This is a genomic window from Stenotrophomonas sp. HMWF003 (genome assembly GCF_003061285.1).
Taxonomy (GTDB): domain Bacteria; phylum Pseudomonadota; class Gammaproteobacteria; order Xanthomonadales; family Xanthomonadaceae; genus Stenotrophomonas; species Stenotrophomonas maltophilia_AP.
Genome location: NZ_QAIW01000220.1, coordinates 2,711 through 6,464, shown reverse-complemented (window position 1 = coordinate 6,464; position 3,754 = coordinate 2,711). Strand labels below are relative to the sequence as shown.

At 68.3% G+C, this 3,754-nt stretch carries 5 protein-coding genes; all 5 read left to right on the top strand.

Going from position 1 to position 3,754, the window contains the following annotated elements:
- Nucleotides 1-339 (top strand): SURF1 family cytochrome oxidase biogenesis protein (locus DBR34_RS08900; RefSeq protein WP_343125609.1); only part of this gene is annotated, 339 nt, incomplete at its 5' end.
- Between the two features lie 27 nt (nucleotides 340-366).
- On the top strand, nucleotides 367-942 hold the full coding sequence (locus tag DBR34_RS08895; RefSeq protein ID WP_128096527.1) for a hypothetical protein: 576 nt from the start codon (nucleotides 367-369) through the stop codon (nucleotides 940-942).
- Nucleotides 943-953: 11 nt separating this feature from the next.
- On the top strand, nucleotides 954-2,162 hold the full coding sequence (locus tag DBR34_RS08890; protein WP_128096526.1) for a COX15/CtaA family protein: 1,209 nt from the start codon (nucleotides 954-956) through the stop codon (nucleotides 2,160-2,162).
- Between the two features lie 4 nt (nucleotides 2,163-2,166).
- Nucleotides 2,167-3,057: a heme o synthase gene (gene cyoE, locus DBR34_RS08885; protein WP_038690917.1), complete on the top strand. Its 891-nt coding sequence runs from the start codon at nucleotides 2,167-2,169 to the stop codon at nucleotides 3,055-3,057.
- Nucleotides 3,058-3,152: 95 nt separating this feature from the next.
- On the top strand, nucleotides 3,153-3,754 hold a 602-nt coding region (locus tag DBR34_RS08880; RefSeq protein WP_258223772.1), incomplete at its 3' end, for a calcium-binding protein.

Below are 3,754 nucleotides of genomic sequence, written 5' to 3'. Positions count from 1 at the left end.
CTGCTGGCGCCCCCACCGGCCAGCGGCATCGCGCTGGGCCCGGCCTTGGCGACCACCGTGCAGCCGGGCATCTGGCTGGCCAATCGCATGCCGCCGGACGAGGTTGCCCGCGCGCTGGCGCTGCCCGCCGGCAGCCTGCCTGCCCGCGTGCTGCGGCTGGACCCTGCGCTGCCCGGCGGCTACGCCCGCGACCTGGACCTGCTGCCCAACACGCTGCCGCCCAGCCGTCACCTGGGCTATGCGGTGCAGTGGTTCGGGCTGGCGTTGACCGTGCTGGTGGTCGCGCTGGTGCTGGAGCTGCGTTCACGCCGCCGCGTTTCCCCCGACTCCCGGCGCTGACCGCCCCAACGTGAGAAAATGCCACCCATGAATGCCACTTCCCCGGAACGGCTGTCCCCGCGCTCACGCGGCCGCTGGACGCTGATCGCCTTGTTCGGCCTGTTCTTCGGTGCGATGGCGCTGGCCGGCGTGCTGCGCTTCTCGGGGTGGCAGCCCACTGCGCACCGCAACAGCGGCCAGTTGCTGCAGCCCCCCGCCGACCTGCGCACGCTGCCGCCGACGCTGGCCAATGGCCAGCCGTATGCATGGAATCCGGAGGCGCGCACCTGGCGCATCCTGGTAGCCCCGTCTGCCGGCTGTACAAGCGCGTGCGTCACTTTGTCGCAGGGATTGGGCAAGGTGTGGCAGCTGTTCGGGCATAACGCCGATAATGTCGAGATCCTGTGGCTGGGCACGCCGCCGGCCGAGGTCCACGGCATGCCCGCATTGCGCGTGCTGCGCGACCAGCCCGACCTGCGTGCCGCATTGCCCGCCGTGGATGACCCTGCCGGCACGCCGGTGTATGTGATCGATCCCAACGGTTTCGTGATCATGCGCTATGCGCCGGGATTCGATATGGCCGGTCTGCGCAAAGACCTGGCCACGCTGCTGAAACTGAAGTGAGTTCCGTTTAGATGAGCCTCTCCGCACGCCCGGTGCTGCACCGCAATTTCCACCGTCTGGCGTGGTTTGCGCTGATCATGACCGCCAGCACGATCATGTTCGGTTCGTTCGTGCGCCTGTCCGATGCCGGCCTGAGCTGCCCGGACTGGCCCACCTGCTATGGCCGCGTCACCTGGCCGCAGCATGCCGCCGAGGTGGTCGGGCACGAAGCGGCGAAGATCCGCCCGCTGGAAACCCACAAGGCGTGGCGCGAGCAGGTGCACCGCTTCCTGGCCGGTGCGCTTGGCATCGAGATCCTCACCCTGGCACTGCTGGCCACGCGCCGCCGTCGCTGGGGCACCACTGCCGTGGTCGCCGCCTGCGTACTGGTGGCCACCGGCATACCGCTGTACATGATGGGCATGCACGTGCCGGCGAGCATCCTGGCGATCATCGGCGAGGCCATCCTGCTGGTGGCCGCGCTGCGCTGGAACAACATCGACCTGGCCCGCGCCGCGTTGCTGACCCTGGCGGTGGTGATCTTCCAGGCCTTGCTCGGCATGTGGACGGTGACCTGGCTGCTCAAGCCGATCGTGGTGATGGGCCACCTGCTGGGCGGCATGCTGATGTTCGGCCTGCTGGTGTGGATGGCATGGCGTGCCACGCACATGCCGATCACGCTGGTGGAAGCGCCGAAACTGAAGTGGCTGATCCGCGCCGGCGTGGCCGTGCTGGTGCTGCAGATCGCGCTGGGCGGCTGGGTCAGCGCCAACTACGCCGCGCTCGCCTGCGGCGGCGGCAGTGCATCGCTGGACAACTTCCCGCGCTGCGTCAGCCAGTGGTGGCCGCAGCACGACTTCAAGGAAGGCTTCACCCTGTGGCGCGGCATCGGCGTGGACTACGAAGGCGGCGTGCTCGATGGCGCCTCGCGGATCGCCATCCAGATGGCGCACCGCATGATGGCGATCGTGGTGGCCGTGTACCTGCTGTGGCTGTCGGTGCGTCTGTTCAAGCTGCCGAGCATGCGCGGCTGGGCCAGCGCGCTGGGCCTGCTGGTGGTGGCGCAGATCACCCTGGGCATCCTCAACGTGAAGCTGGCGGTGCCGCTGGAAGTGGCCGTGGCCCACAGTGGCGGGGCGGTGGCGTTGTTGTTCGTGCTGGTCACGCTGCTGGCGCGCCTGCGCGCGCCGGACGCGGACGGCAAGGCCGGCACGTCCGCGTCTGCCGTGCAGGCAGGCTGACGGCATGGCCAGTTACCGTCAGTACTGGGACCTGACCAAGCCCAAGGTCGTCGCCCTCATCGTGTTCACCGCGCTGGTCGGCATGTTCCTGGCCATCCCCGGGCTGCCCACCGCGCAGCAGGCGCTGGACGGCGCGCTCGGCTTCCTCGGCATCTGGCTGGCCGCTTCCGCTGCCGCGGCCATCAACCAGTTGCTCGATGCACGCATCGACGCGCAGATGGCGCGCACCTCGTGGCGCCCGCTGGTGGTGGGCAAGGTCAAGCCGTGGCAGGTGCTGGTGTTTGCCGGGCTGCTGATCGCGCTGTCGATGACCATCCTGGTGGTCTGGGTCAACGTCATCACCGCGGTGCTGACCTTCGCTTCGCTGATTGGTTACGCGGTGATCTACACCGTGTACCTCAAGCGCGCGACCTCGCAGAACATCGTCATCGGCGGTCTGGCCGGCGCCACCCCGCCGATGCTGGGCTGGGCCGCGATCACCGGCATGCAGGGCCCGTGGGACTGGGCTTACGCATCGCTGCTGGTGCTGATCATCTTCATCTGGACACCGCCGCATTTCTGGGCGCTGGCGATCTTCCGTCGCGAGGATTACGCCAAGGCCGAGATCCCGATGCTGCCGGTTACCCACGGCGTGGCGTACACCCGCAAGTCGATCATGGTGTACTCCATCGCGCTGGCCGTGGTGAGCATCCTGCCGGTGGTGTTCGGCATGAGCGGTATGTTCTACCTCGGCGGTGCGATCGTGCTCAACGCGGTCTTCCTCTGGTATGCGTGGCGCATGCTGAACCCGCCGGATGAGATCTTCTCGATGAAGATGTTCGGCTACTCCATCGTCTACCTGATGGCGCTGTTCGCCTTCCTGATGGTGGACCACTGGATGCTGCCCTGGTTGTAAGCCGCGGGCGCGCGCTGCGACGCGCGCCTTGAATCTCCGGCCACCGTCACCATTGCTTTCATGACCGAACAGGACGTGACGGCATGAAACGATGGATGCGAAGCGCAGTACTGGCCATGACCCTGCTGGGCAGCGCGGCGATGGCCGCGCCTGCGCCCGACGACACGGCCACGCAGATCATGGCGCATGCCGGCGACCACCGCCTGGTCGTGCTTGGCGAATACCACGGCACCGCCGAAACGCCGCTGTTGGTGGCCGACCTGATGGAGCGCTACAGCCGCGACACGGCCGCCGTGCGGCTGGCACTGGAACTGCCGATGAGCGAGAACGTCGCCCTGGCACGCTACCTGCGCTCGGACGGCGGTGCCGACGCGCGCGAGGCGCTGCGGACCTCGCCGTTCTGGGGGGTCAAGGACGATCAGCATGACGGCCGGCGCAGCCGCGACATGCTGGCGCTGGTCGAGGCCGTCCGTGTGTTGCGCGCCCAGGGCCGCGACGTGGGCGTGGCCGGCTATGACGAAGAGACCGGCACATCCGCCCGCAATGACGCGCGCGATGCGGCCATGGCCACGCACCTGCGCCAGCAGTTCAACGCGCTGCCCGCCGATGCACGGATGCTGGTGCTGACCGGCAACGTGCACGCCATGCGCACCCGGTCCGCCGATGCGCCCCCGGAGATGCAACAGAAGACGATGGC